Here is a 25,897-nt window from a genome sequence, read left to right as displayed (position 1 = left end):
TCCTTTCTCAGAACGAGCCCTGGCGGCGCTTGCCTGCGCGAACCAGCATCTCTAGATGAATTTCGGTGACATGCTTCCGGCCGGCCACCTCGAACCAAAGCGTGTCGGGACCGGGGCAGGGCGGGCTCAGAACCACCCAATCGCTCTTGCGGGTCAGCCGTTCCAGCATCGCAAGCCAGAACGGGTTGCGCGTGTCGACCCAGATCGGCTTCCTGTTGGCATCAAGCACGTCCCGGCTGACCAGCAGCGATGCGTTCTGCATCGGGACATGGATCTGCGCATAGAATTGTCGGGGAAGGCCCAGCCGCTCGATGTCGCGGGCCGTTGCCAGCAATTGCTCGGCCGGGGTGCCGTCAAGCCAGCATTCGCGCAGATAGGCCGAGGAAATCCACCATGCCGCGCGGCTGAGCACGACCTGCCCATGTCTGCGGGCGGGTCGGAAATGTACCGGCTCCCCCGAGGCAAGCGAAGGTGCGTCGATGCTGGGCCGGGCCACGACAAAGGGGCGCGACAGGATCGACAGCGCATAGCGGACGCCCCAGGACGGGTTGGGAAAGGTATTGCCAAGATATTGCAGGCTCACGGCACGGCCATCGGCATCGGTCAGCGACAGGAAGTTGGTCGCGGGATCGTGCCGAAGCTGCAGGGAAGCCGGGTCGAGAATCCGGTCCGGCGTTAGGGTCAACGGCTCTCCGGGCCAGCCAAGGACCCGATGCGTGATTTCGCGATGCGCCTGCAGATCGGATGCCTGCCCCGCCACCGGCAGATCCACGGGCTCTGCCCCTTCGGCAACGACGGCAAGCCAGCCGCCAAGCGATCGCGCAAGTCGCGCAGCCTGCGGATGATCCGATTGCGTGAATCTCGAGGCCAGCCAGCCTGCGCCATCGAAAACCCGGTTCATCACGAATTCGGTGCCATTGGCCCCACCCTGCGCAATTTGGAAATGCGCCGTCACCGGAATATGGGCGCCTTCGGGTGCGGCATCCGGCGTGGCTTCTTCCAGCCTGGCGCCGAATTCGGGAATATCGACCAGATGGGGGGCGGCGCCGGTCAGGAACTCGACGACTGTGCCGCAAGTCCCGCCAGCCCCGAAATTCGCGATAAAGCTTTTGACCAGTGCGCTATAGGCGGGGGCGATCGCGACCTGAGAAGCCAGAAAATCCTCGAGATCGGCCAGCGGCCCCATAAGATCCGCGCCAAGCGTTCCGTCCGTGCTGTTCAGCCAGCAATCCTCGGTGATCAGGTTGGTCAGGGTCTCTGGTGCGCGGGCCTGCGTGGAAAGCCGGTCGCGCAGCTTCGCGGCGGCTTCCTCGGCACGCGCGATGCAGGACAGACGGTGAGGACCTTCAGCCGCGCCGAAATCGTCCAGAGACACGGTCAAGGCGTCGAGTTCTTCTGCCGCGCCGTCAAGTTCGGCCAGATCGCAGCTGCGCCAGTGATCGGCCAGTGCCTGCAAAGGATTGCCGGTGAACAGATCGAATACGGGTGGAGCGGTCAATACGCCGCGCGCCAGAAACAGGGCAATCATGCGATCGGCATCCTGTTCGGGGATGCCGGCCCCGGTCAGCCGTCGCACCCAGCCCTGCCAGTGATCCGACAGCCCCGGCGCAAGCACCTGCCCCAAGGGCCCGCCGAGACGGAACTGGGCGAGGCGTTGTTCGCTCCAGCCGCGGCCGGCCATGGTAATGTCGTCATTGCACAGCGCCACGAAACGGCCATTGTTAACCGGGCGCAGGGTGGAGTTCACCGTCAATGGCATGGCGGAACCCGACCGGGCCGCTTTTTCCCGTGACAGCCGTTCAAGCTGCGCGGCCAGCCCGCGATTGACGGTGGCGAAGCTTTCGAAATCCGCCGATGCTGCCGACGGAGGCGCGACAGCGGCCATCGCATCGACGCCAAGGGTCGAAACCGACATGAAGCTGGAGAAAGGGCTGGTCTTGACGCTGGCGCGCGCAATGTAACCCAGCAGCGAACGTTCCAGCTTGTCGGGCCACGCTGTCCGGGGCAGCTTCTTTTCCCTTGCCGCGGATTTCGCCGTGCGGGGGCTGGCAAGCGCCACGGCGCGGGCAAAATGCGGTACCTTCAATGCATCGCGCAAAGCGGGGCGAAGCACGTCCTGGGTTTCCCGGGCAATCGTTTCCTCCAGCGCGATGCCGGCATTGGCGTGACTTTCGGCCGCCCTGCACCACATATCGAAAGCGCCGCGATCCTTTTCGCCGTGAATCAGTTCCGCGATGGACATCAATGCCCCGTGTTTCAGCCGCGAGCCGCGCCCGTTATGGACGTCGCGCTTCAGATTCACGACATGGCGGCGCAGCTTCCTGTCGTCTTCGAGACCGGGGACGAGTTCGTGCAAAACGCGCTCGACCTGTTCGCGCATTGCTTCCATTTCTTGCTCGGCCGAGGCGATACGGGCCAGAAGCTGTTCTGTCTCGGGCAGCCGCAATGCCTGAATCGCATCGAAAGGCAGGGTCGCGGCACGCAAGACCGCGAAAGGCGCGATACGGCCCGCACGGTCATCGGCGGCGGTCTGGCGCTGTAGCGTTCTTGTATCGATGTTCATGGCTTCCTCCGGGATTGCTCGGGACGTCTAGAACCACCAAAACCACATCAGGCAGACGAGGCCCTGCACGTAACCCGACGCATAGGCCCGGTAGAAAGCCACGTCGCGCCGGTCGGAGAGTGGCGAGCCGCGCAAGCGAAGAGCCGATTTGCGGGCCAGTTCATCATCCAGCAGCGCCTCGACCATATGGCTGCCGTCACTGGGCATGAAAGGGTTGATGTTCAGGACAAGAAAAAGCAGCGAGACCAGCATCAGCGTCTGGCCGATATGGGCGATTGCACCTTCCGGATCCGCGGCCAGCAGGATCATTGCCGCCCCGATTCCCGCGGCCATCAGATCAACCGCCGGGCCTGCGGCGGGAACGGCAAAGCGCCGCCAGCGGTTGCGGACAAGATAGAGACCGGATGTCTCGACATAAGGGCCCGGAACGAAGCCATGCGCCACGATACCCGCGCGACCGACCTTTCCTCCGGCAAGACGGCAGGCGACGGCATGGGCGAATTCATGCAAGGGAACTCCCACCAGCGCATAGATCAACGCGCCGGCGACGTGGAAACCGGTCACGAACTCGGATGGATGCGGAAAGCGCGGACCAACGGCGAGAAGGATGATCGCCAGTATCGCCCCGCCAAGCATGGCAGCCAATATACCCCAGGCCAAACCTGTTGGCAGCGCCCGTATCGCCCGAGCAATCATATTGGCCGGCGGATCCATGTCGAAGATCGCGATCTTCGCAACCCGCTTGCCGTTTTTGGGGCTTTCGGGCCGTGTAAGGGTATCGGTCTCCAACAGCCCCGCCTCGCGCAGCTGGTTCAGGAAGCGGTCCAACTGCCGGGTGACCCGCGGTGTGCCGGGATAGCGCTCGGCGAGTGTCTGCATCAATGTCGCGCGGTCGGTTCCCTCGGCCAGCAACGGGATCAGTGCTTCGGCGGGTTTGGATATCCGCAGCGATTTGCCGTCCTCCGGCGAAACCAGCACAGTCGTGTTCCTGCGCTTGACCTTGGCGACCCCCTTGGTCAGGGAAATGCACGGCGAGGTGACGGTTTGCGGCGCGGGGGCCAGGGCGATGTCAGCCATGACCTGCCCCCGTCCGTCCAAAGCTGATGCCGAAAAGCGGGCAGTCCGTGTAGCGGTCGATCTCCAGCAGCGGTCCCCAGCCGGATTCGCACATGCCTCCCCATGGGCAACCGGAAATGCCCCGCTCCCAGGCAGCAGTCAGCGTATGCCCCGCCACGGCTCCGGCGCGCCCGATCAGGTCGCGATAACCCCGCGCACCGGCGGTATCGACGGCGTGATGCAGATCGCCGGTCACCAGCAAAACGAAGGGCGCCTCCATCAGGCCAGGCTGGATGGTCAGTTCCGCCAATGCATCAGCCGTGACCCCGGTTCGCAGGGTTTCCAGCCCGTCCTGCCCCGGCCGGACGATATCGGCCCTGCCGTCGCCGGTTGCCGCGATGGCGCGAAACCGCAGCCGCAGATGGCGCGCGCCGGTCTTTTCCAGCGTATCGCAGATTGCCTGCGCTTCGCGGAAGATCATGGCGATTTCATCGGCGGCGAGCGGCAGGCCGTCAAAGACGCGTTGCGACCGGCGGGTGGCAAGCAGCGTTGCGGGATCCGCCGCCATGCTCCAGATCGGAGGATCGGGAACGATCATCGCCGGGCTGCCGACCGGACCGTCATGGGCCGAAAGCTCGATCAGCTGGGTAACGGCCTGGAACGGACGAAGCGCGGGAAGCAGTTGCCGCCCCGGATGCGCGCCATCGCCAAGCCCGGCGGCGAAGGTCACGATCTGCTGCCCCGCGCGAATGCCCAACCGCAGCAGAAGCGCCATCGATCGGTCACGCAGACCGGGATAGTCGCGCATGGGCAGCCCGAAATGCCCTGCGATACCGGTCAGATAGGCCCGCGCAACGCCACAGTCGAGCTGTGCGAAGCGAAAGGCGAAATTATTATATTTCTTCTGGGTCTTATCGGTATCCGACGCGCCGATCAGCAGAACCCTGGGCAGATCCTGCGCCAATGTGCCAAGTGCCCCGGACAGTTCCTCATCGGTCACGGTGCCAAGATAGTCCAGCCGGTGGTCAGGGGCGTAATAATGACATATCGCGCCACGCGGCAGGCCGGGAACGTCACGCGCAACAAGATACAGATTTGCCGAGCCAAGCCCGCCCGCGCTGGGCGCGATGCGCCGGCCGGCATGATCATATCCCACCGCATGACGCAGCATCGTCGCCAGTACCGGCAGATCGATCCGGCCATTGCCTGTCCGATTCGACAGCGGACGCTCATCCGGCAGGGCGAAGGGCGTCGCGCCATGATGCGGCGCGGGGCGTTCCCGCGCAGTCGAGATATTCGAGGCAGAGTAATGCATCTGGTGATCGCGCGGCACCTGAAGTTCGCGCGGCGCCATGCCGTTGGCGGCATTATGCAGGCGCCAGACCACATTATGCGGATCGCTTCCGGGAGGAGAGACATGACCCAGCCCGGCGGCCTCGGAACCCGGCAGGCGGGCGAGGTTCAGCTTTTCATAGCTGTCTCCGGCATGGATATGGCAAATGTTATAAAGCTCGACCCGGCCGATGCGGCTGATCAGCGATTGGGCGGAAAGCGCCACGATTCCGGCCCAGAAGCCCGGATCCGCACAGTTGCCTTGCGGTGCCTTGGTGCGAAGGCGATGGAAGCATGAGGGGCTGGCCGATGCGCCGGGCATGAAAAGCGGCCCGATCTCGACCTTGTCCGCGCCCAGATGCGCATGCAGCGTCTGTATGCCCTGCGCCCAGGCGGTATCCAGCCATTCCTGAATCCCGGCATCGTCTTCGCCGGTGAAAAGCGTGATCAGCAGCCCGGTCCGGTCGGGAATGTCAGCAGGACCTTCGGGCGTCACGAGCGAGGCAAAGCCTGCGCATTCCAATGCTTCGGCCAGCGCCGAGGCACCGTTTCCGCATAATGCGACATGGGTTTCGGCCAAGCGAGCCAGCGCCGCGTGACGATTGCCGTTCACCCGCGTCGCGTCGATATATCGTCCGAAGAATTTCGCGCTTTCGGTCATGCCTTCGGGAATGGGACCATCGCCGGTGCCGTCTTCCAGCAGGCCGCGGCTGTAAAGCAGCGCCAGCGCGCCGAAGACCTTGGCTTGGGGGATGCCCGGGAAGGCGGTCAGGATCTGGTCCAGCGTCCGCGTACCGTCCAGCACGGCGACGAGGCGCGGGATAAAGCTGCGCGCACCCCGGCCCGAGATAAGCTGATTGCCGTCGCCGCCCTCGAATAACAGCCCCTGTGCGCCATAGGGGATCATCATGATTTCCGGAGGCAGACGCGGACGCGGAGGCAAGGTCAGTTCAGCATCATTGAGAAAGCTGCCGCCGATTGTATCGGCACTTACGCTGTTCATCTGGTTCATGGCAGGATTTCCTGAATCGCGGGAACGAGATCGCGCACGAAACGCGCGCCGGGCTCTGTCTGCGCCCGGTCGGCAAAGCAACTGGGGCAGCCATGCACAGGCAGAACCTGTGTCACGGTGACGGCCCCCGTCAGGACATTCGCGATGCGCAGCCGCCCGGCATGTTCGCGCCCGGCCCGGGCATCCGTGCGAAGCGCATGGGCGGCAAGCGACACCATAGGACCGGTAAAGCCCTCGGGACCGGCATCGGGGTTCTTGCGGTAAAAGCGATCAAGCACGATCTCGCGCCCCGGCGCGCGATGATGCGTGCCCGCGCGCTTGATATGGCAGGCGTAGCAGCCGGGGGCGCCGGGATGCGTCAGCGGGCCGATCGAAAGATGGGTTCCGGCCAGCACGGCATGGCTCCATGGGGTTGCCGTGCGCCGCGCTGCTTCCTCCACCGCCATGAACATGTCGGTATAGGGGCGCCATGCGGCGACGGCGACGAAATCCGCCCGCTCGAAAAGTGGATCCAGAATTTCCGGCGCGGCCAAAGCTTCGCGCGGAAATTCCTGCTGCATCGCATTGGCATCACCGCATGCGGCCTGTTCAGCCACGGCGGCACCAAAGGGTCCAAGGGTGAGATATTGTATTTTCATCATGCAAACGGCTGTGGCAAAGGGTTGATATCGGCCTCGGAAATCGCCTTGAAACCGGCGCGGCGCGGGTAGTCGTAAAGGCGCGGAGTTCCAAGGAAACGAGCTTTCTGAACGACACTCATCGGCATCAGGCCGGGGATGACCGCACGGACGACCCAGATTCCCATTTCGCGAAGCTCATCGGTGGTCAGATCGCAGATCACCGCCTCCATCCCCTGCGCTTCGAGCTGTTCCAGGATGTAGCCGATGCAGTCGACCGGGCGGGGCAGATCCGGGGCCAGCATATCGGCCAGCGAAATGCTGTTCGGTGATTTCATCAGGAAATCGAAGGCTTTGCGCCATTCCGGCAGGCCCAGCATATTCGCCCCGTCGGACAGCGCACGGTAGTCATCGACATTCTGCGGCATGTTCGACTGCTGCTGCAGGACCGGACGCGCAGGCGCGGCTTCGCGGATCGTCTTGGCGACCAGCGTGGCCGGATCGAAACCGGTTGCGCAATTGACATATTGCGAAAGCTTCGGATGGTTCTCGACCAGTTGAAGCGAATAGACCGTGGGCACCTTCAGATCGCTTGTCGCATCGAAAAAAATCTGTTTCACAAGACTTTGATCCAGCATCCGGTGATTGTCGGCCAGTGCCGGCGGATAGGGCTGCGGGATGTCGATCCGGGGTAAAGGAAGCTGCGCGAGCCACAGGATCGCCAGCGCGTCACGCTCGATCACCTCGCAAAGCGCCGAAACCACCGCTGCGCCAAGATCGGTATGCGCGGCGACTCCGGTGGAAATCTCTTGCCAGAAGCGTTCGTTGCGTGACGGGCGGGTGTAAAGATGCGTCATCACCGTCGGCACCCAGCGTTCGCATTTCTTCGATAGTGACCAGCCGCGTGTCCAGCGGATCGGCAGGGATTTTTGCGGCGGGTTGAACGGGCAGGCCGGGTCGGCATATTCGGCATCCGAACAGCGCGCGATATCGTCCAGATCTATGCCCAGTTCGCCGATTTCATTGCCGCTGGCGACAACGAAATCGGACTCGTCATAGGCCATGTTGGCATAGCGTTCCGCGCCTTCCATGACCGCGCGAAGCCATGCCATCTCTTCGTCGAGATCGGCGCCGGCGCCGCCCATCGGCTCATCCAGAACGTCATTGCCATCCGGTTTGATGATATGCGGAAAGACCTTGGTCATGTTGCCGATATCGGTCACGGCCACATGCATATCCGGTGATCCCTGGTCGGGCGCCATCTTGCTGGCTCCGGACAGGATGCCGCCCTGGGGCATCAGCAGGCGCTGGAACGGATAGCGCGCCCGAAGATAGCTGATGTCAAGATCGAGAACCGGGTTCATGCCGCGACCTTCCCGGTGACACCCGCCTGTTCGAGCAGCGCGGCCATATATGATTCTTCAAGGCTGGCGATGCCCAACCGGTTGTTCATCAGATGCGCGAATGTGAAAGTCAGCACTTCGGAATTCACTTCGGCCCGGCCCTCAAGCGCATGATAGCCACGTGCCGCCACGTCCAGCGCGGAACGCCAGTCCGCGGCGATTGCGGCGAAATCCTGTTGTGATGCGCCGTGTGGCGTGAGCGGAGAGATGCCCTCGGCAGCAAGATCCGCCGCTTTGTCATGGAAGCGATCACGCCAGTCCTCGGCCGCCGGCGTTCGCGCGCCAAGCCAGTAATAGGAATATTCGCGCCAGAAGGTTTCCGCATCGGTGTCGGGACGGAACGCTTCGAAAACCTCGTGCATCAGGCGCGGGATCAGGCTTTTGCGGGACAGTAGACCCTCGGCCTCGCTGCCGATGATCCGCGCGGCGATGACCGAGCTTTTCCAGAACAACGTCTCGGCCACCGGCATGCCTTCCGGACCGCCGAACTTGTCATGTTCGGGTTCATATACCGCTTCCAGGACGCGCACGTCGTTATGGGCGATGGTCACCTGTTCGATCTGTTCCTCGAAGCCGGGCATCGTGACCATCGGGGCATAGTCGCTTGGCGGCTGCGCGTTGATCCGGCTGAGGCGATCGGCGATGCCGTCGATCAGACCCGTGCGGATCCGGTCGGCGTCGGCCTGATCCTTTGGCAATACCCGAAGGCGAATATGGATGCCGTCCTTGTCAAGGTAACGCAGATAGAACCACTTGGCCAAATCCTGACGGTCCTCGCGCTGGACCATGCGGGCGACCTCGCCGATCATCCAGTCCATTCGATCCACGGCCTCGCCCAGATAGATCTTCAGGAAGATCCAGTCATGGTCAGTTTTTGGGGTCGTCTCGGTCATCGGTCATCTCCCGGTCGGTCGTTAAGGCGCGCGCCCGGCAAGGGCTGCGCGTTGAATCAGCCATGCTGGGCTCTGAGTTCTCCGCCACGCATGTCGAAAGAGAATGTTCTTGTCGCCACCAGCAGGATCGCGACGGTCCATCCGATGATCGCGGCAAGATCGAGCCACAGGGGCCACAACCCTTCCGAGCCGGAAATGATCTGCCGGAAGGCATCGGCCAGATAGCTGACGGGCAGGATATGGGCGATCACCATGAGGATGGTGGAGCCCTCGGGATCCCAGAAGATATTGCCGCCGAACATCAGGGTGAAATTGGCGATCATCACCATTGCCATGCCGGCTTCCGTGCTTGTGGCAAGGCCGGAAAGCGCATAGCCTAGCGAGATCAGCATGATCACTCCCATCAGGGCGACGCCTGCGGTCTGAAGCCATTGCAGCGGGCTGAGTTCGACAATGAAACTGCCCACCGCCAGCAGGATGCCGATTTGCAGCACCGCCACGGCGACACGGAACGCGATCTGGCTGAAGACCATCTCGGGCTTGGTGAGTGGCGTCAGCAGCAGATAGCGCAGGGTGCCGCGGTCGCGCGCCTTGAGAATTGGCGTTGCGGTCATGAACAGCCCAAGCTGGACAAGTGCAAGGGCGAGCATTCCCGGATAGATGAAGTTGAACTCGGCGTTCCGTGCCTGTTCGATGGTGCGTGCCTCGATCGCCGTGTCTTCGGGCAGACCGATCCGGGCGCGCGCCGCATCGATGGCAGTTTCCGCAAAACCTGCGAAGGTCTTGCCGGTTTCAAGCTGAAGCGGGGCGTCCCCGTTCGCTGTCCAGCCATCGGGAAAGATCACGACGGCGGACAGTTCGCCGTTGTCGAGCCCTTCCCTTGCCGTCTCGGCGTCCAGACTGCGAAGTGCCACGTTCTGCGACGCCAGTTGATCCGCGAATTCGCGTGCTTCAGTGTTGGTTCCGGCGTTGACGATACCGAATTCAACTTTGAAATCAGGCGATAGCAGGACTGAACCGCTTAGCAGAAGCACGAAGAACAAGGGGAAGATAAGGCTTAGAAAGACCGCTCCGAAATCGCGCTTGGTTTCCGCCAGCTGAATCGAGAACAATGCCTTGATGCGTGCGAATGTCATGCCGTTTCTCCCTGCAAAGCTGTTCCGGTGAGCTTTACGAAAAGCTCTTCGAGCGTGGGTTCCTCGACGCTCAGGTCGATCATGCTGTCACCATAGAGCTGCGCGAGTTCGACCAGCGTCGCACCCGGACGCTCGGTTTGGAGGCTGACGCGTTTCATGCCGTTGCCTGCCGGTTCCGAGCGGGCGTTGAGCGCTCGCAGATCAAGAGCGGCAGCGATGGGAAGCATGAAATTCATGCGGCGCGAGGTGAAATGTTGCCGCAGCAATTCCTTGGGCCGCCCTTCGGCAATGACCCGCCCGTGATCGATGATGACCACGCGGTCGCAGATGCGCTGCGCTTCCTCCATCTGATGGGTGGTGATGACGACCGATGCATCGCGCCGGTCACGTTGGGTATACAGAAGTTCCCACAAGGCCAGCCTTGCATGAGGATCGAGTTGCGAGGTCGGCTCGTCGAGGAACATCAGCTCGGGATCGCCCATCAGGGCCATGGCGACTGCCACCCGTTGCTGCTGACCGCCGGACAGATGTTCGATCCGCTGGTCCGCCTTGTCGCCGATGCCGACCAGATCGATCATCCGGTCCACCCTGACCTGACTGGCGTAAAGCCTGACCTGAAGCGTGAGAATCTCGCGCACGGTCAGGCGCGGGGGCAGGGTCGAATGCTGAAGCGCGATCCCCATGCGCCCCCGGATTTTCTTCATCTTCCCGGCGTCAGAGGTATCCGCGCCAAGGATCCGCACCTCACCTGTATCGGGGCGGCGGATCCCTTCGAGACATTCGATCAGAGTGGTCTTGCCGGCGCCGTTGGGACCCAGAACCCCGACGAACTCGCCCTTGGCAACATGCAGATCGACCCCCTGCAGAGCATGAATCTCTCGCGCTCCGCCGGTATATGTCTTGCGCAACCCCAGAGCCTCGACCCGGAGTTCCCGTGGTTCCGACCGGATATCGGCGGTGCCAATCGGTCGCGTGGCGCCGCGGCTTCTTTCGCCGGCGTCGCGCGGAATGCGGTTCTTGATTGCGCCAAACATGACATGTCCTCGGATGGGGCCCGGTTGGGGCCGGTTCACATGTTGCGGCCGGGCGAACCGGCCGCGGATTCAATAGCGTTTCAGCGATGGGTCTATCCGTTCGGCCCAGGCGTCGACGCCGCCGGTCAGGCTGGCGACCCCGGTGAAGCCAAGTTCCGTCAGTGCCCGCGCGGCTTTCAACGATCTCGCGCCCTTGTGGCAGATGCACAGAATTGGCTGGTCTCGGGGCAGGCTGTCTGCCTCGGCCTCAAGCAGGTCGAGCGCGATTCCCTTCGACCCGGCAATCCGGGCGATCTCGCGCTCCGCCGCGCCACGGACATCCAGCAGGAATGGTGGCGTGCCTTCGGCAATCGCCGCCGCCAGCTTTTCAACGCTGATTTCGGCAACAGGCGTTTCAAACGCACAGGCCGGTTCGGCCTCGGCCAGACCCAAAGGCCGGTTGGGATCGGCTTTCGCTCCGCAGGCGACACAGCCGGGGTTCCGCGCGATCTCGAAATTGCGAAAGCGGGTTTCCAGCGCGTCGAAGCTCAGCAATCGTCCGATCAGCGGCGTGCCGATTTCGCAGATCAGCTTGATGACTTCGTTCGCCTGAAGCGTTCCCGCGATGCCGGGAAGAACGCCCACGACACCGGCCTCGGCACAGGAAGGGGCAAGACCGGCAGGCGGCGGTGCCGGAAAGACACAGCGGTAACAGGGGCCGCCACGCGCCGGGTCGAACACCGCGATCTGGGCGTCGAAACGCAATATCGAGGCGGAAACATTGGGGATACCGGCGCGGACGCAGGCGTCGTTGATGACGTAACGGGCCGCGAAATTATCGGTCGCATCGACCACGACGTCATAGCCCGAGATCAATTCCTCGGCATTTTCGGCATCTATCCGGATCTCATGGGTTGTCACCGCAAGATGCGGGTTCTGCGCCTGCAACCGGGCGGCAGCGGAGCGGGCCTTGGAGCAATCCAGATCGGCATCGCCGAACAACACCTGCCGGTGCAGATTGGTGATATCCACGATATCGAAATCGACGATGCCAAGATGGCCGATGCCAGCCGCCGCAAGATACAGCAGCACCGGAGATCCAAGCCCGCCGCTGCCAATGACCAGCACATGCGCGGATTTGAGCTTTTCCTGCCCATCGGGGCCAATCTGATCAAGGACGAGCTGGCGCCCATAGCGCCGGGTTTCCTCGGCCGTGAGGGCGGGGGAGATGTCGCGGGCGATTTTGTTCATGGCTCAGCCCCCCGCCATGGCAGGAACGAGAGTCACCACATCGCCATCGCCGAGGGTGATTTCCGGAAACTCGTCCGGACCGACCCGGCGGTCGTTCACGAAAACGCTGACGAAGTCGTAAACCGTTCCCGATCCCGTCACGAGGCGGCTTTTCAGCCGGGGATGGCGGGCGATAAGCGAGTCCAGTGCCTCGTTGAACGAGGCGTGGTCATTCAATGCAACCTGCGCTTCGCCCGAGGCAAAGGGGCGTAATGTCGTTGGCAGTTCGATTACGATAGACATGACTCGATCTCCCATGTCTGGCCTGATTCAGGCGATGCCGAACGATCCGGCATTGCGGATGGCAACAAGACACCGGCCAATGCGGACAGAAAGTCGCACCGTGCGGAACTTGAATTGTGAGGGTCGAGGAGCTATTTTGAGGGTACTGGGCTCGGCTCCTGATGGACCCTTGGTTTATCGGCCGGGTTGGTCGACAGGCGTTTTGCGCCTGTCGACCCCTTCACGCTTCGAGGCATAGCCCGCCTCGGAGTGTGAAGTTGCTCTGTATCAGCCGCAGCTGACGACCGAGCCCACGCTGCCGAAGCTGCCCGTGCAAGTGCAGCAGCTGGCCGAGCTGGCCGAGCTGAGGCAGTCCGAAACGAGTTGGACCTGTTCGGGAAGTTCTTCCGCGAACAGGTCCAGTTCGTTGTCCGCATGAAGGTCGAACACATGCGTGTCGAGTGCAGATGCTTTGATGTCCATCTCTGCATACTCCAGTTTGGTGTTATGTCCCGGTTCTGTCGTCCGGACTCATTTCCGTCGATCAGCAATCCGTGACCCTAACAGCAGTAGCAAGCGCCTCGGCGAGCTGGCAACGATGTCGTTGAAAATATATTTTTGTCTTTCCGGCTCTGGCATTTTGCCTAGGTTTTCCACGTAAAAACCTCGTTTTAAACGGATAGTCGTCCATTCGCCGAATTGATTCGTTTTCCGTCCAAGAACTTTCTTCGCGACACCCGTTACCTGGACTTTACCCAAGGTTCACATAACGCCCGGCAAACATCCCATTTCCGAATCATGCCGGTCAGAACGCACCGCGACGGAGCGCGCTGAAATGGAGGTGACGCAAATCCCGGTTTGCGGGTCTCGCCTGTTTTGTCGGTTGAAGATCAGGTCATGCGAATGTCGGGAAGGCCCGGCATTTGATGGCAGCTGGAGCGTGTGGCGCTGAATCGGAAACGCGGGCGACATGCGTCCCGCGATGGCCGGGGGCGCTGCCCGTCGCCGGCAGGTCTCTCGAACCAGTGGCGCGACCCGCCGGCGACCCCCAAGGTATTTGGACAAAGAAGAAGGGAGAGGAAGCGAGTCCGGCGGCCGCGATTTGCTTTAAAGCCTCGTCGCAGTTTCCTTACGAGCGGAACGCGTATTTTCCCGAAGAAAACTTCCGGCTCCTCCCCGGTCGGTGAGTCGGGTGGCGCTTTTGATGACCGGGCCAAGCCATTGCGCTCGGGTCAGAAACATCTTGTCCAGCTTGTGGTAGCACCTCATGTGATCGTCGTCCCGAGCCATTTCGGCGATTTCTTCCGAGAAATCCCTCAATCTGTCGCGCCGGGTCGGTTCGCTGAACTCCACAAGCTGAACAAAATAGGTGCGCAGGAAAAAAGTATCCAAAGCCTGTGTCGCGTTGGGCGCGCCGGCATGCACATCCAGATGGGTATGGAATTTCCTGAACTGCCGCACGGCGGATATTGCCGACGGCCCGGCAAAGACGGTTGTGATCTGATCCGCTATGATCGACAGCCTGTGCTTGATCGCAGCGCATCTTACCAGAAATGCGGCATGCATATGAATAAGCGCGTATAGTTCGGTGATTTCGGTGGCGTCTATTTTCTTGACAAAGAAACCGCGCTGTTGGCGGGTTTCTATAATCTTGTCCTGTGCGAGCCTCGATAGCGCTTCGCGAACAGGGGTCGGGCTCATGCGCAGATCATCCGCAAGTTCGGATATATTCAACCGGGTACCGGGCGAGTAGTAGGAATGTATGATCCTGTCCCGCAGGTACAGGTAAGCAGTGCTGTAAGAGCAATGAATCTCCTTGGCACGCATGTCCCAATTCTCCCGAATCGTGCTTGCTTCGAGCGTATGGCTGGAAGCTATCTCTGAACAGACGGAAGTGGAACGGATTTGCGGAAAATCGCCTAGCTCTGCTTTCTGGCGGTGGCGCTGGCACAGCTTTGACGTTGAGATTCAAGGGAAATCCGGGGCCTGTCGGAGTGACGAAGAAGCGCGGGTGAAGCCAAACCCTCTCAGCCGAAATCGCCTTCCAGCGCTGTCGCGGACAGGTGATGAAAGATATATGCCACGAGACGCGTCTGTGTTCACTCTGCCTGACCGGAGACAGGGCAAGCATGCGGCCCCAGACGGATGCCGATGGCGGACGCGGTCTCCTGCGCGGCGGCGAGAACGCGCTGCATGCGGCCGGGATCCTGAAACTCTCCGGTGCCCGAGGTGACCGAGATCGCGCCGACGAAAGCACCGCTGCGATCCAGCACCGGAACGCCAAGCCCGCCCATGCCGACGTAATAGTCGTTCAGGATCAACTCGTGGCCTTCGGCCCGGATCCGGGCGACGGCGCGCAGCAGGTCGGTGGGATCCGTCTGGGTGAAGCGGGTAAATCGGTGCTGCGTCCGGGCAAGCCACGCGGCGCGCGCCGTGTCGTCGAGATGGGCCAGAACCACGCGAGGCCCCGCGGCCATGTTCAACGGAACCACGGTGCCGGGTGTGGACCAGGGCACATCCAGAAAGACACCACTCGCGCGCACCCGTTCGATGCAGATCGCACCGTCCGGATCGGCGATCCAGAAAAAGCTGGTCATTCCGCTTTGTTCGGTGAGCCATTGCAGATATGGCGCTGCCGTTTCGCGCAGTGCCCGCGGACCCAGCACCGCCGGCTGTAATTTCAGTATGCCGATATCCAGACCAAAGCGGCCATCCGCCTCGTCACGCCGCACCAGACCGGCGGCGCAAAGCGCCAGCAACAGACGGCGCGTCGTATTCTTGTCCAGCCCGGCGATCATTGCGACCTCGGTCAGGGACAGCATCGGGCGGGTCATCGAGAAACTTCGCAGAATTGCTGCAATGCGATCCACCGCGCGCATGCCGATCGATTCAGGCGGGGTCGGAGAATCAGGTTGGTTGTTTGGCATTTTCCTGTGAGTGTATCAGTAGTTGATACGAAGCATTCACTTATTGACTTGTAAAGATCAATCTATTCTTTTCAACTCGATGCAAGAAAAACGAAAGACCAAGGGAGTCCGGCTTTGAACACTGACCTGCGCGATGCGATTCTCCGTGCCGTCGATGAGGGTTTCGACGAACAGATCGCCTATACACAGAAGCTAGTGTCCTTCGCCTCGCAGCGTGGCGAAGAATTCACGATCCAGGATTTCATCTATGACGATTATGCCGCGCGCGGCTTCAAGATGGACCGTTTCGAGATGAGCGAGGCGGAGCTGACCAATCATGAAGGCGGCGCTCCTTTTGCGGCTGGCCATTCGTGCGCGCCGATCGTGGTCGGTATCCATCATCCGAAGGAAGAAAAGCGCCGCTCGCTGATCCTGCAGCATCATCTGGATGTCGTGCCGGTCGGCCCCGAGGATATGTGGGAATATTCACCCTATGGCGGCGAGATCGTCGGCGACCGGATGTATGGCCGCGGCGCAGGGGATATGAAGGCAGGGGCGGGGGCCAATGTCTATGCGCTCGAAGCGTTGAAGCGGATCGGGCTGCAACCGGCATCGACGGTTTATCTGCAATCGGTGGTGGAAGAGGAATCCACCGGCAACGGGGCGCTTCAAACCTTCCTGCGCGGCTATACCGCCGACGCGGCACTGATCCCCGAGCCCGAAGAGAACAAGCTGGCCCGCGCCTGCAGCGGCGTGTTGTGGTTCGAGGTGGAAGTGCGCGGCATCCCGGTCCATGTTCGCCAGATGGGAGAGGGGGCCAATGCCATCGACGCCGCCTATCGCGTGATCGGCGCTCTGCGCGAGATCGAGGCGAAATGGAACGCCGAGAAGGATCAGCATCGCGGTTTCGAGGATGAGCCCAAGCCGATCAACATGAATATCGGTATTATCAAGGGCGGCGACTGGGGATCGTCCGTTCCGGCATGGTGCCGTTTCCAGGCGCGGATCTCGATCTATCCGGGTCAGAAGGCGCAGGACAAGCTGCGCGAGATCACCGATCACATCTCGAATTTCGCGCGCGGGGATCGTTTCCTTGGGCAGAACCCGCCAAGGGTGACGCAGAACGGATTCAATGCCGAAGGCTATTATCTGGAACCCGGCTCGGAAGCCGAGAACACCTTGGCTCGCGCCCATGAGGTGGCTTTCGGGGCCAAGCTGGAAAGCTTCACGACACCAGCCTATCTCGATGCGCGGGTCTATGCGCTTTACAACCGGATACCCACGCTTTGCTATGGCCCCGTTTCGCGCAACGTCCACGGATTTGACGAATATGTCAGCCTGGAATCGCTGCGCAGCGTTACCAAGACGATGGCGCTGTTCATCGCAGACTGGTGCGGGACCGAGGCGATCTGATCTTTATCCGCCCGGGCGGCGGGAATCTCTTCCCGGCCCGGCTGCCCGTCTGGCATCGAGATGAACGGTAAGGGTTATCCGCTGAAGCTGATTTTCGAGGACGACGCCTCACGGTCCGTGATGGCTGGACATGCTGCGCCGGTTGCCGGCAGATCTCTCGAATCCGTAACGCGACCTGCCGGCGTTGGCCTCAACCGAGGTGGTGAACCTCCTGAACCTTGTAGACAGGGGTTTCGATCTCCTCCATTCGTGCCTTGAGCTGCAGCGCCAGATACAGCGAATAATGCCGCGACTGATGCAGGTTGCCGCCGTGGAACCACAGCGATTCCTGTTGGGTGGGCTTCCACATATTGCGCTGTTCGCCTTCCCACGGGCCGGGATCCTTGGTGGTGTCGGATCCCAGTCCCCAGACCTTGCCGACCTTGTCCGCGACATCCTGCCCGATCAGATCGGCGGCCCAGCCATTCATCGAGCCATAGCCGGTGGCATAGACGATCAGATCCGCGGGAAGCACTTCGCCCGTGTCCAGCTTGACGCCCTCGGGGACGATCTCGGTCACCTGTCCCTGCGCAAGCTTGACCTCGCCGTCGATGATCAACTGGCTGGCGCCCACGTCGATGTAATAGCCGGAACCGCGGCGCAGATATTTCATGAACAGGCCCGAGCCGTCATCGCCCCAGTCCAGCTTGAATCCGGCCTTTTCAAGCCCCTCGTAGAAATCCCTGTCGCGTTCGCGCATCTGGTCATACAGCGGAATTTGCCATTCATGCATGATCCTGTAGGGCAGTGAGGCAAAGATCAGATCGGCCTTTTCGGTCGTGACGCCATTCTTTACCGCCTGCTCGGAATACAGCCCGCCCAGCCCGATATCCATCAGCGTGTCCGAGCGCACGATATGCGTGCTTGACCGCTGAATCATGGTGACGTCGACATCATGTTCCCACAGGGCCGCTGCGATATCATGGGCCGAGTTGTTCGAGCCGATGATCACCACCTTCTTGCCCTTATACGCATCGGGGCCGGGATGCTGCGAGGAATGCTGCTGTTCGCCCTTGAAACTGTCGGCGCCGGGGAATTTCGGGATATTCGGCTTGCCCGACATGCCGGTCGCCAGCACCAATTGTTTCGGCTTCAGCACGACTTCCTCGCCGTCGCGATCGACGATGACGGTCCATTCCTTCGCCTTTTCGTCATAGCTGGCACGCTGGCAGGTGCTGCGCGTCCAGTAATTCAGTTCCATGACCCTGGTATACATTTCCAGCCAGTCGCCGACCTTGTCCTTGGGCGTAAAGACCGGCCAGTTGTCGGGAAACTTGATATAGGGAAGGTGATCGTACCAGACCGGATCATGCAGGCACAGCGACTTGTAACGTTTGCGCCACTGATCCCCGGGGCGTTCGTGCCTGTCCAGAACGATGGCTGGCACGCCAAGCTGGCGCAGCCGCGCGCCAAGGGCGATGCCACCCTGTCCGCCGCCGATGATGACCGTATATGGCTGGCGGGTATAGCCCAGTTCGGTGGCCTCGGCCTCGCGCTCTTCCTTCCAGCTTTGCCGGTTCTTGCCCGCGCCGTGTTTCGCGCCCAGAGGGCGGGCAAATCCCCTGGCTTCCTCGTGACCCTTGAGTTCCTGCATCGTGGTCAGCAACGTCCAGATCCTGCCGTCGCGCAACCGGATCAGGCCATAACCGCGTGCCACGGCGGTTTCGAACGTGATCCATGCGGTGATGACGCCATCCTCTTCGGTCGGTATGTCGTTTTCGGCAAGTTTCCAGCCGGTCGGCCTGACCGCGGAAAGCTGCGCGCGCAGCATCTCGGCGATCTGATCCTGTCCCTCCATGGTGCGCAGGTTCCAGGTGAACGCCACCAGGTCGCGCCAATAGCAATCGGTGACGAACATCTGTGCGGCACGGTCGATATCGCCGGTTTCCAGCGCCGCGCCGAATTCGTCCAGCAGCGACTGCACCCGGTCTGACAATGCGGAATCGAGCATGTTTTCCTCCCTTGGATTGAAATTCCTCCAAGAGAAACCTGCAATCTTCAGGGAAGGTCGAACAGGGAAATTCACGGCACGGGCACCGCCCGGGCGCATTTCCCGCGACCGCCGTTGCAGACGCAACGCCGCGCAACAGGACCGCAACTCTAATGCGGCGGGGTCAGCCCCAGCCTTTGCACACGGCGCAGTACGGTCGAGCGATTGACGCCAAGCCGCCGCGCCGCCAGCGCCATGTTCCATCCGCAGGCGTCCAGTACCGCTTCCAGATCCTCGGCAGGGTCGCGCCCGGTTCCCGCCAGAACCGGGTCGGGCAGGTCCGAGATATCAATGGCCGTACCTTCGGCAAGGTTGACGGCCACATCCAGCACGCTGGCCAGTTCGCGCAGATTGCCCGGCCAGTCGCGCGCCTTCAGTTCCGCCCGCGCCGCCGGGGTCAGGCGCAGCCCGTCGGGATTGCGTTGCCGCAGCAACTTGTCCAGAAGCCAGTCGAAATCCTGTCGCAACCGCAGAGGCGGCAGTGCCAGCGTCGCGCCCGCGATGCGGAAGAACAGGTCGCCGCGAAACTCGCCCGAGCGGGTCATCGTCGCCAGATTTCCGCGGGCCGAGGAGATGACCCGCAATTTGGCATCGGTCAGCAGTCGCAGCACGGCGGCTTGTCCTGCGGCCGACAGATCGTCGGCGCCCTGCAGAAACAGCGTGCCCGCCTGATCGGCGCGTGGGCGCAACGCATCGATCGCCGCCGGATCCGCGCCGGCGCAATCCAGCAGGAAGAAGGGCCGGGCGTCGGGTTCGCACATATGCATGGCGCGGGCGAGGCGTTGCTTGCCGGTCCCGGTCTCGCCACTCAGCAATAGCGGGATCCGGGTTCGCGCCAGTTTCGCCGCCCGTGTCAGCAGGGTCTGCATCGCCGGATCCGGGCCGGCAAGGCTGGACAGCCCACCGGGCAGCGCGACCCCTGTTCCACGCGGCACCCGTGGCGATTGCGGAGCGATGGCATGGCCGAACAGGGCACGGCCGTCATGCAGGCGGATCACACGTTCCTCGCTTGGCCGCCCGCGCATCAGTTCGGGCAGGTCATCGGCTGACAGTTCCATGATCCTGTCCAGCCGCTGCCCGATCAGGCCGCCGTTCCGCGTGCCAAGCACCAGTTGCGCCGCATGGGTCATGCCGATGATGCGACCGGCCCCGTCCAGCGCGATGGCGGCTTCGGGATCGACCTCCAGAAATTCCGGGCTGGCCGAGAAACGCAGCACCCAATCCCTCCGCGTCATGGCCATCAGGTTGGCCATCTCGACCCGCCGCGCCGAGGCGCAGACCAGGTTCATCGCCAGATTCTGGCTCGCCTTGGGCTGAGGTGAACGCAGCAGCGACAGGTCCAGTACGGCTGACAGATTGCCGGATGTGTCAAAGATCGGTGCGGCGGTGCAGGAAAGCGGTGTGTGATGCAGGTCGAAATGATCGCTCTGGTGAATGGTGACCGCCTCGCCGGTGACGATACAGGAACCCACGCCGCAGGTTCCCGCCCGATCCTCGGACCAGTCCGAGCCCATATAAAGGCCCGCCGTCCGCAGATCGTCCTCGAACCGCCGGTCGCCGAAGAAATCCACGGTAACGCCCTTGGCATCGGCCAGCAGCAGTACATAATTCTGCCCCGCTACCTGCCGGAACAATGCATCGAGCCCGGATCGCGCGATGGCGATCAGCCGCTCGGATTGTTCGCGATGGGCGCGCAGTTCGGATTCGGTGACGATATGGGCGGGCGAGGGCTGCGAAGGATCCAGCCCATAGGTCTCGACACAGCGGCGCCAGCTTTCCGAGACCACGCCGTCGCGCCCGGTGGTCTGCCCGCGCAGCACCCGGTCAATCTCGTGCAGATGATCGGTATCCCGCATCCATGTCTCCCCGAGTCCCTGTGGTCAGTATGGCATCACCGGCGGATTTGTTGCAAATATTCTGATCTGCATTGCCGCGATGGAAGCTTGCGCGACTGTGCATTTCCGCATCCGTCGGATCGGAACCCATGGGCAAGAGACCCGGCAGAGGCGACCTGCTTATGCCACGGCTTTCGCAACTCAGGGGATAAGAACCGATCAATTCACGTGGTCTCGTGACGATCAGCTTTGGTTGCCGGGCGGCTGCCTAATCCACGAAGGCCAGCATCCGGCCACAGATCAATACCGCAAGCCAGATAAGCAGCGACAGCAGCCCGACACGCCATAATCCGGCATTCGGGCGCGCAAAGCTGTTGGTGGAATGAAACCAGACCGCATGGCCGGTGCCGCAGGCGATCAGCATCAGTTTCAGCAGGAACAGCCGCATCTGCAGGTAATCGGCTGGTCCGGCCATAAACAACAGCAGCCCGGACATCATGGCCAGTGCCAAACCAGTGGCGGCTACCGGCACCAGAACACGCGCCAGAACGGGCACGGGAACGGTCGGCCACAGCCCGGTCAGCCGCAGATCGAGGCTGGCGATGGCGCCAATCAGCAGCGCGATGCCCAGCACATGCCCGCCGCTCACGGCGGCATAGGTCCAGCGGCCGTTACGCATGATCTGCGCCGGATCGCTGGCCGCGAGCATCTCGATCAGTGCCTCCACGCCCTAACTGCGCTCGGGATAGAGTTCGTGAAGATTGCCGTCGAACCAGATGCGTTCGGCTTTCAGCAACCGCTCTTCCACATTCGCCGATGGTTCGCCTTCGATGACGATCTCCCGGCCCTCGGCGAAATCGGCATCGGTCAGGCCCGCACGTTCATTGCGCCAGGGTTGGCCGATTTCCACCTGCCAGATTTCACCTTCGACATCGATTTGCAATATGCCATGCGGATTGCCAAGCTGGGCCGACCGGATGGTGCCGGTCAGCCGGACATTTTCGCCACTGGTCCAGCGCCAGCCATGATGGGCAAGCGCGGGGCCGGCAAGTCCTGTAATGAGGATAGAGAGAGACAGTCTGCGTCGCGTCAGCATGGGCTTCTCCTTTCCCTGCGTCAAGAATAGGTCATGCTGCGGTGATGCGGCAAGTCGCGGCTTGCGGCGCAAGGCCCTTTCCCGGCATCTGGAACAAAACCTGTGAAGGGATGATAGCACGATTGCGGGAAGCGCGGATAATTGGGTAATAGCGGGACCGGCAACTGAATTTAGGATGTGACGCGGGAGGCTTGACCGCCACGCCGTGATCGGCAGGCAGCCAATATCGACAACCATTGGAAACCGGGAAAAATGATCTCAGCCGGATACTGCCAACTTATGGTTCGTTACAACACCTGACAGAATAGCTCTTTGGTAACTGCCGCTGATGGACTCGCGCATGAGGATCGCTGGAAGGATCGAGGGGCGTTCTTTCAGTCGATCGCGGCTACATTGAACCATATTTATTGGGCTGACGCCCTCATGTTGCAGCGATTGAAGGGGAACGCGCGCCCCGAGGAAACAATTACGCACTCTCTGACAAACCCGTCGGATTGGCATGAATTCAAGAAGCTTCGTTCGAGGCGGAATGAGGAAATCGAAATCTGGGCGGCACAATGGCTGGATACGGATCTTGACGGGATGGTTGTCTGGTATCCTGGGGATGGTTCAACGCGGATCGAAAAGCCAATGGACGTTTGTGCTGTTCAACTTTCCAACCATCAGACCCACCACCGGGGACAGGTTTACGCGATGCCGACGGCAGCAGGCGCTGAGCCCTGGTCAACTGACCTTCCGATGCTGCCACAATAACAGATACCGCAACAAGATGATCCAGAGCTGCGCATCATGCGGAGGAGGGGCACAGGGAAGCCCAAGGCAAGCTGACCGCGTTTATCCCCGGAATGGAGTTGTGGCGACCGGCTTCTTCAGAGCTTTCCGGCCACCACATATTTCAGGGCGCGGGCAACCTCTGAAGGCGTGCGCGCCACGGCATTCGCCGCCGCATCGATTTCCTTCAATGCGTGATCATGCTCGGGAAGTTGCAACACGATAAGCGGCTTGCCAAGAGCCGCCGCATAGCCGGCATCGAAGGCCGCATTCCACTGCTTGTATTTTTCGCCGAAACACACCACGACCACATCGCTGCGTGCGATTGCGGTGCGGGTCCGCACGGCATTCAGTGATGCGCCTTTGCGATCATGCCAGAACTTGCTGTCTTCGGCGCCGAAAATCTCGACTCCGCAATCATCCGAGGCGGCGTGGTCGGTTACCGGACCATACCATTCGATCGCCAGACCTTCACAGGCTGCGATGATATTTTCGCGCCAGTCGGTATGAATTTCGCCAGCCAAATAGACACTCAATTGCATTGGAAAGTTCACCTCATCTTTGCCTGTCGCGTGAAGATCCGGAACTTGGTTTGGACCGTTCTGCACCTGTATATCCAGATGCGCATGCACAGGGACGAAGAGATATTCGTTCATCCTGACCCGAAGCGCAACTGTCCGGGCGCCGGAAGGCGGCATGTTCAGAACCCATGCCGCCGGTTCGCCTTTGACTATTGGGCGATATATTTACCTGACACGGATTGCGAAGGCTTTCCGCACGGTTTCTTCGGTTTTCCAGATACCATTGAAACCCGCTTCGATCACGAAACTGTCGCCTGCAACGAAGCTGCGCGGCTCTTCGCCATCATTGATCAGCGTCGCTTTGCCTTCAAACATGTGGATGAATTCATCCACGTCATATTTCACGCGGTAACTGCCCGGAGTGGCCTCCCAGTAACCGGTCAGATATTTGCCGTCTTCGGTCTGATGCTCGATCCATGTCTTCATGGTCGGCGAGCCTTCGACCGGATGCCACCAGTCGAGATCGTCCGTGATTGGTTCGACAGTGGGTGCTTTATAGTGGCCGAATTTCTTGATTGCCATTGCAGGTCTCCTGAGTTGCGAAAGCCCTTCTATGCCTATTTCGCCGCGAATATCGGGCTCCTTGGCGTGGCTGGTAAAATTCGGATCATTGGTAGCATGAGGGAGAATTTCTTTCAAAGAAATTTTTATTCTAAATAGGAAATTTCATTCACGGCAGATATCCAGTGCATGGCAGGACGAACGGCTATAGAGCAGAGGTCCATGATTTCGAAGCGGATATTCGGCCTGCGTCAATCGCCGTGCATTGCAGATCGCGGTGGTGGGTTTGCTTCGGGGTTTCCACTGGAATTTATCGCGACACGCTTTCCCTAATCCTCGGCATGATCTTCAGCGATATGGGTCGCCATATCGATCAGCATATCACTCACATGATTGTCGGCGATCTCGTAGAAAACCTGCTTCGACCGGCGTTCCCCCCTGACCAGCCGAGCGCCCCTGAGCAGGCGCAGATGGTGACTGACCAGCGTCTGCGACAGGTCGAGGCTTTCGGCGATATGTCCAACCGACTTTGGTTCGGACAGGCAGAAGAACAGAATCCTCAGGCGGGTGGCGTCACCAAGTAATCGGAAGGTTTCCGCCAGAATGGTCATATCGTGCTGTGACATCGAAGGGGCGGGGTTCATCGGGCATATTCCTGTGGGCCGTGGTTATGGGTATGTGCCCGGTGCGGGGTTCGAGACAGGCTGCATGATGGGGGCTCGTCATCCCATTGCGGGGCGATGGTGGCATGTTCTATCCGGAATTGCGATTGCAATTCGCGCTCGACCGCACGCACCACCTCTTGGATATCCGCGTCGGCCGCCGGTCGCACGTGCAACGTGGCCAGCATCCGGCCGGATGTGATGGACCAGACATGGACATGGCTGACATCTGCCACTCCCGGGACTTTGTTCCTTAGATGGTATGCGATTTTCTCGGGCGTCGCATCGCCGGGGGCTCCTTCAAGCAGAATATGAAGCGACTTGACCAGAAGCTTCCAGGCGCTGCGCAGGATCAACAGGGATACGACAACCGACAGAATGGGATCGATCGGCGTCCAGCCCGTATAGTAGATAACGATCGCAGCCATGACTGCGCCGACCGAACCGAGCAGATCGCCAAGAACATGGAGCGCGGCGCCCCTGATATTGACATGTTCGCTATCCCCCCGCGTGAGAATCCAGAACACGAGAACATTGATGAGAAGACCGGCAACGGCGACGCCGAACATCGGTCCCGCAAGGACTGCATGCGGTTCCTGGAATCGCTGCCAGGCTTCATAGATGATCCAGGCAACGATCGCGAAGAGGGTGATGGCATTGATGAAGCCTGCAATGACCTCGAAGCGCAGATAGCCGAAGGTCCGCCTGGAATCGGGCGCGCGTCGACCGAACCGAAACGCCGCATAGGCGAGCGCAAGCGCCGCCGCGTCGGTCAGCATATGTCCCGCATCCGCAAGCAGCGCCAGCGAGCCCGATATGAGACCGCCGATCACCTCTACGATCATGAAGGTGAATATCAGGAAGAATGACAGCAGCACCTTGCGCTCGTTGTCGCCGCTTACGGTGGGCGCATGGGAGTGATCGTGATGATCGTGGGAATGTGAATGGGACATGGCTCGCTCACTCAGGATAAAAATATCATATATGAATATCTGTTCATATATGATATGTCAATGCCGAATAACTCTGTTGTCAGGGTAGTGACCGGCCCTCCCTTTCCCGGAAGATTTATCCCTTGGCCCCCTTTCGGGGATATTGAGTACGGGCTTCGCCGCATCTGCGGGTACTGAAGGCGCCGCCAGCAGGACCACTGGCGATTTCCTGATCTGGTAAGATTTGGTCGGGCAATCCCGGCGCGCGGGTGCACTGATCGTCTGTACCGCATTCCCGGAGAAGTACCCCGGGCAACAGGGTTTCATGGGCATATCGCCGATGCCAATCATGATTAAGTCATATGCAAGCGGCTGTGGATTTAAGCAAATCAACACAGAAAACATGTCCGGAAAAATCATGAAGGCGGGTTGTGTTGACATCTGAAGGCCGCGTTCCGGAGCATGGGTAATGTGCTCATATGTGCAATCCGGTTCGATTACCAAATCCGGCTCGATTACCGGAACTGTGCTGCGGGCCAGAACTCTCTACGCGGTCAGCTAGAGAGAGCGGAAGGGTCTTTGCGGGCATGTGCAGGCAGCGCCGTCAACCGCGAAACGCCGATACAATGCGTTG

Annotated in this window: 23 protein-coding genes; 2 read left to right on the top strand and 21 right to left on the bottom strand. The window is 61.0% G+C overall.

The window, feature by feature from the left end; all coding sequences use genetic code 11:
* Positions 1-7: 7 nt before the first annotated feature.
* The 13 genes from D3P04_RS08720 to D3P04_RS08660 all read right to left on the bottom strand — a co-directional run bounded on the left by D3P04_RS08720 (position 8) and on the right by D3P04_RS08660 (position 15,416).
* Positions 8-2,563 (bottom strand): lantibiotic dehydratase, encoded by a 2,556-nt coding sequence (locus D3P04_RS08720; protein ID WP_119747921.1) that lies wholly within the window; start codon positions 2,561-2,563, stop codon positions 8-10.
* A 27-nt stretch (positions 2,564-2,590) separates the two neighbouring features.
* Positions 2,591-3,640, bottom strand: a complete 1,050-nt coding sequence (locus D3P04_RS08715) for a M50 family metallopeptidase (protein ID WP_119747919.1) — start codon at positions 3,638-3,640, stop codon at positions 2,591-2,593.
* Positions 3,633-5,963, bottom strand: a complete 2,331-nt coding sequence (locus D3P04_RS08710; protein WP_119747917.1) for a nitroreductase family protein — start codon at positions 5,961-5,963, stop codon at positions 3,633-3,635. Before D3P04_RS08710 ends, D3P04_RS08715 begins: the two co-directional genes overlap by 8 nt.
* On the bottom strand, positions 5,960-6,604 hold the full coding sequence (locus tag D3P04_RS08705) for a TOMM precursor leader peptide-binding protein (protein ID WP_119747915.1): 645 nt from the start codon (positions 6,602-6,604) through the stop codon (positions 5,960-5,962). Before D3P04_RS08705 ends, D3P04_RS08710 begins: the two co-directional genes overlap by 4 nt.
* Positions 6,601-7,944 carry a YcaO-like family protein gene (locus D3P04_RS08700; protein ID WP_119747913.1) on the bottom strand — a complete coding sequence of 448 codons (1,344 nt, stop codon included), beginning with the start codon at positions 7,942-7,944 and terminating at the stop codon, positions 6,601-6,603. Before D3P04_RS08700 ends, D3P04_RS08705 begins: the two co-directional genes overlap by 4 nt.
* Entirely contained in the window at positions 7,941-8,876 is a 936-nt protein-coding gene (locus tag D3P04_RS08695) for a thiopeptide-type bacteriocin biosynthesis protein (protein ID WP_119747911.1), read from the bottom strand. Before D3P04_RS08695 ends, D3P04_RS08700 begins: the two co-directional genes overlap by 4 nt.
* A 56-nt stretch (positions 8,877-8,932) precedes the next feature.
* Positions 8,933-10,012, bottom strand: coding sequence for an ABC transporter permease (locus D3P04_RS08690; RefSeq protein ID WP_119747909.1), 1,080 nt, complete (start codon positions 10,010-10,012; stop codon positions 8,933-8,935).
* Positions 10,009-11,046, bottom strand: a complete 1,038-nt coding sequence (locus D3P04_RS08685; protein ID WP_119747907.1) for an ABC transporter ATP-binding protein — start codon at positions 11,044-11,046, stop codon at positions 10,009-10,011. Before D3P04_RS08685 ends, D3P04_RS08690 begins: the two co-directional genes overlap by 4 nt.
* Before the next feature lie 69 nt (positions 11,047-11,115).
* Positions 11,116-12,276: a molybdopterin-synthase adenylyltransferase MoeB gene (gene moeB / locus D3P04_RS08680; protein WP_119747905.1), complete on the bottom strand. Its 1,161-nt coding sequence runs from the start codon at positions 12,274-12,276 to the stop codon at positions 11,116-11,118.
* A 3-nt stretch (positions 12,277-12,279) separates the two neighbouring features.
* Positions 12,280-12,558 (bottom strand): MoaD/ThiS family protein, encoded by a 279-nt coding sequence (locus D3P04_RS08675; RefSeq protein ID WP_182912786.1) that lies wholly within the window; start codon positions 12,556-12,558, stop codon positions 12,280-12,282.
* A gap of 267 nt (positions 12,559-12,825) precedes the next feature.
* On the bottom strand, positions 12,826-13,020 hold the full coding sequence (locus tag D3P04_RS08670; RefSeq protein WP_119747901.1) for a thiocillin family RiPP: 195 nt from the start codon (positions 13,018-13,020) through the stop codon (positions 12,826-12,828).
* A gap of 624 nt (positions 13,021-13,644) precedes the next feature.
* Positions 13,645-14,364, bottom strand: coding sequence for a GntR family transcriptional regulator (locus D3P04_RS08665; protein WP_119747899.1), 720 nt, complete (start codon positions 14,362-14,364; stop codon positions 13,645-13,647).
* Between the two features lie 272 nt (positions 14,365-14,636).
* A complete protein-coding gene (locus D3P04_RS08660) occupies positions 14,637-15,416 on the bottom strand; it encodes an IclR family transcriptional regulator (protein WP_269902624.1) in 780 nt (259 codons plus the stop codon).
* 162 nt (positions 15,417-15,578) lie between these two features.
* Between D3P04_RS08660 and D3P04_RS08655 the strand changes: the two genes are divergently transcribed.
* Positions 15,579-16,856: an ArgE/DapE family deacylase gene (locus D3P04_RS08655; protein ID WP_119747895.1), complete on the top strand. Its 1,278-nt coding sequence runs from the start codon at positions 15,579-15,581 to the stop codon at positions 16,854-16,856.
* 190 nt (positions 16,857-17,046) lie between these two features.
* Here the strand turns inward: D3P04_RS08655 and D3P04_RS08650 are convergent, their stop codons facing one another.
* From D3P04_RS08650 to D3P04_RS08635, 4 genes are all read right to left on the bottom strand, one after another.
* Complete coding sequence (locus tag D3P04_RS08650; protein WP_119747894.1) at positions 17,047-18,846, bottom strand: NAD(P)/FAD-dependent oxidoreductase; 1,800 nt, start codon at positions 18,844-18,846, stop codon at positions 17,047-17,049.
* 149 nt (positions 18,847-18,995) lie between these two features.
* Positions 18,996-20,741 (bottom strand): sigma-54-dependent Fis family transcriptional regulator, encoded by a 1,746-nt coding sequence (locus tag D3P04_RS08645; protein WP_119747892.1) that lies wholly within the window; start codon positions 20,739-20,741, stop codon positions 18,996-18,998.
* A gap of 247 nt (positions 20,742-20,988) precedes the next feature.
* Positions 20,989-21,447 carry a hypothetical protein gene (locus D3P04_RS08640; protein ID WP_119747890.1) on the bottom strand — a complete coding sequence of 153 codons (459 nt, stop codon included), beginning with the start codon at positions 21,445-21,447 and terminating at the stop codon, positions 20,989-20,991.
* 3 nt (positions 21,448-21,450) lie between these two features.
* Positions 21,451-21,816 carry a DUF6152 family protein gene (locus tag D3P04_RS08635; protein ID WP_119747888.1) on the bottom strand — a complete coding sequence of 122 codons (366 nt, stop codon included), beginning with the start codon at positions 21,814-21,816 and terminating at the stop codon, positions 21,451-21,453.
* A 312-nt stretch (positions 21,817-22,128) separates the two neighbouring features.
* Between D3P04_RS08635 and D3P04_RS08630 the strand changes: the two genes are divergently transcribed.
* On the top strand, positions 22,129-22,569 hold the full coding sequence (locus tag D3P04_RS08630) for a DinB family protein (protein WP_232844934.1): 441 nt from the start codon (positions 22,129-22,131) through the stop codon (positions 22,567-22,569).
* A 116-nt stretch (positions 22,570-22,685) separates the two neighbouring features.
* Here the strand turns inward: D3P04_RS08630 and D3P04_RS08625 are convergent, their stop codons facing one another.
* The 4 genes from D3P04_RS08625 to D3P04_RS08610 all read right to left on the bottom strand — a co-directional run bounded on the left by D3P04_RS08625 (position 22,686) and on the right by D3P04_RS08610 (position 25,284).
* Positions 22,686-23,129: a YtoQ family protein gene (locus D3P04_RS08625; RefSeq protein WP_119748202.1), complete on the bottom strand. Its 444-nt coding sequence runs from the start codon at positions 23,127-23,129 to the stop codon at positions 22,686-22,688.
* A 204-nt stretch (positions 23,130-23,333) separates the two neighbouring features.
* A complete protein-coding gene (locus tag D3P04_RS08620; protein WP_119747886.1) occupies positions 23,334-23,690 on the bottom strand; it encodes a cupin domain-containing protein in 357 nt (118 codons plus the stop codon).
* 308 nt (positions 23,691-23,998) lie between these two features.
* Complete coding sequence (locus D3P04_RS08615) at positions 23,999-24,313, bottom strand: ArsR/SmtB family transcription factor (RefSeq protein ID WP_119747884.1); 315 nt, start codon at positions 24,311-24,313, stop codon at positions 23,999-24,001.
* Complete coding sequence (locus D3P04_RS08610) at positions 24,310-25,284, bottom strand: cation diffusion facilitator family transporter (protein ID WP_119747882.1); 975 nt, start codon at positions 25,282-25,284, stop codon at positions 24,310-24,312. Before D3P04_RS08610 ends, D3P04_RS08615 begins: the two co-directional genes overlap by 4 nt.
* Positions 25,285-25,897: the final 613 nt, after the last annotated feature.

Source organism: Paracoccus onubensis, assembly GCF_003591515.1.
Lineage (GTDB): Bacteria > Pseudomonadota > Alphaproteobacteria > Rhodobacterales > Rhodobacteraceae > Paracoccus > Paracoccus onubensis.
Note: the sequence above shows the minus strand (reverse complement) of the source record. Positions and strands in the feature narration are given on the sequence as shown.

What these genes read in the sequence shown, in the direction of transcription:
- D3P04_RS08720 (WP_119747921.1), bottom strand. Translation starts at nt 2,563, where the DNA reads ATGAACATCGATACAAGAACGCTACAGCGCCAGACCGCCGCCGATGAC.
- D3P04_RS08715 (WP_119747919.1), bottom strand. Translation starts at nt 3,640, where the DNA reads ATGGCTGACATCGCCCTGGCCCCCGCGCCGCAAACCGTCACCTCGCCG.
- D3P04_RS08710 (WP_119747917.1), bottom strand. Translation starts at nt 5,963, where the DNA reads ATGAACCAGATGAACAGCGTAAGTGCCGATACAATCGGCGGCAGCTTT.
- D3P04_RS08705 (WP_119747915.1), bottom strand. Translation starts at nt 6,604, where the DNA reads ATGATGAAAATACAATATCTCACCCTTGGACCCTTTGGTGCCGCCGTG.
- D3P04_RS08700 (WP_119747913.1), bottom strand. Translation starts at nt 7,944, where the DNA reads ATGAACCCGGTTCTCGATCTTGACATCAGCTATCTTCGGGCGCGCTAT.
- D3P04_RS08695 (WP_119747911.1), bottom strand. Translation starts at nt 8,876, where the DNA reads ATGACCGAGACGACCCCAAAAACTGACCATGACTGGATCTTCCTGAAG.
- D3P04_RS08690 (WP_119747909.1), bottom strand. Translation starts at nt 10,012, where the DNA reads ATGACATTCGCACGCATCAAGGCATTGTTCTCGATTCAGCTGGCGGAA.
- D3P04_RS08685 (WP_119747907.1), bottom strand. Translation starts at nt 11,046, where the DNA reads ATGTTTGGCGCAATCAAGAACCGCATTCCGCGCGACGCCGGCGAAAGA.
- moeB (WP_119747905.1), bottom strand. Translation starts at nt 12,276, where the DNA reads ATGAACAAAATCGCCCGCGACATCTCCCCCGCCCTCACGGCCGAGGAA.
- D3P04_RS08675 (WP_182912786.1), bottom strand. Translation starts at nt 12,558, where the DNA reads ATGTCTATCGTAATCGAACTGCCAACGACATTACGCCCCTTTGCCTCG.
- D3P04_RS08670 (WP_119747901.1), bottom strand. Translation starts at nt 13,020, where the DNA reads ATGGACATCAAAGCATCTGCACTCGACACGCATGTGTTCGACCTTCAT.
- D3P04_RS08665 (WP_119747899.1), bottom strand. Translation starts at nt 14,364, where the DNA reads ATGCGTGCCAAGGAGATTCATTGCTCTTACAGCACTGCTTACCTGTAC.
- D3P04_RS08660 (WP_269902624.1), bottom strand. Translation starts at nt 15,416, where the DNA reads ATGCGCGCGGTGGATCGCATTGCAGCAATTCTGCGAAGTTTCTCGATG.
- D3P04_RS08650 (WP_119747894.1), bottom strand. Translation starts at nt 18,846, where the DNA reads ATGCTCGATTCCGCATTGTCAGACCGGGTGCAGTCGCTGCTGGACGAA.
- D3P04_RS08645 (WP_119747892.1), bottom strand. Translation starts at nt 20,741, where the DNA reads ATGCGGGATACCGATCATCTGCACGAGATTGACCGGGTGCTGCGCGGG.
- D3P04_RS08635 (WP_119747888.1), bottom strand. Translation starts at nt 21,816, where the DNA reads ATGCTGACGCGACGCAGACTGTCTCTCTCTATCCTCATTACAGGACTT.
- D3P04_RS08625 (WP_119748202.1), bottom strand. Translation starts at nt 23,129, where the DNA reads ATGCAATTGAGTGTCTATTTGGCTGGCGAAATTCATACCGACTGGCGC.
- D3P04_RS08620 (WP_119747886.1), bottom strand. Translation starts at nt 23,690, where the DNA reads ATGGCAATCAAGAAATTCGGCCACTATAAAGCACCCACTGTCGAACCA.
- D3P04_RS08615 (WP_119747884.1), bottom strand. Translation starts at nt 24,313, where the DNA reads ATGAACCCCGCCCCTTCGATGTCACAGCACGATATGACCATTCTGGCG.
- D3P04_RS08610 (WP_119747882.1), bottom strand. Translation starts at nt 25,284, where the DNA reads ATGTCCCATTCACATTCCCACGATCATCACGATCACTCCCATGCGCCC.